Source organism: Xylophilus sp. ASV27 (genome assembly GCF_016428875.1).
Classification (GTDB): Bacteria; Pseudomonadota; Gammaproteobacteria; order Burkholderiales; family Burkholderiaceae_C; genus Xylophilus.
This window is the reverse complement of record NZ_JAELTO010000447.1, coordinates 1-251: the sequence shown is the minus strand read 5'-3', so window position 1 is coordinate 251 and position 251 is coordinate 1. Positions and strand designations below refer to the sequence as shown.

The following is a 251-nucleotide window of genomic DNA, read 5'->3' as shown; positions in this document are numbered from 1 at the left end:
CCCCCCCCCCCCCCCCCCCCCCCCCCCCCCCCCCCCCCCCCCCCCCCCCCCCCTTTTCAAGCAGAAGACGGCATACGCGATTTCCTGTACGGTCTCGTGGGCTCGGAGATGTGTATAAGAGACAGGTGCTGGGCTACTCGGTGAACGAGTCGGTGGTCATCTTCGACCGCGTGCGCGAGACCTTCCGCCGCCAGCGCAAGATGGACACCGAGCGCGTGATCAACCACGCCATCACGACCACCATCAGCCGC

General features: G+C 68.1%; 1 pseudogene. It reads left to right on the top strand.

The features are described from left to right. Positions 1 to 125 precede the first annotated feature (125 nt). Positions 126 to 251: pseudogene (locus JHD63_RS24505) on the top strand (protein translocase subunit SecF); the annotation flags it as partial.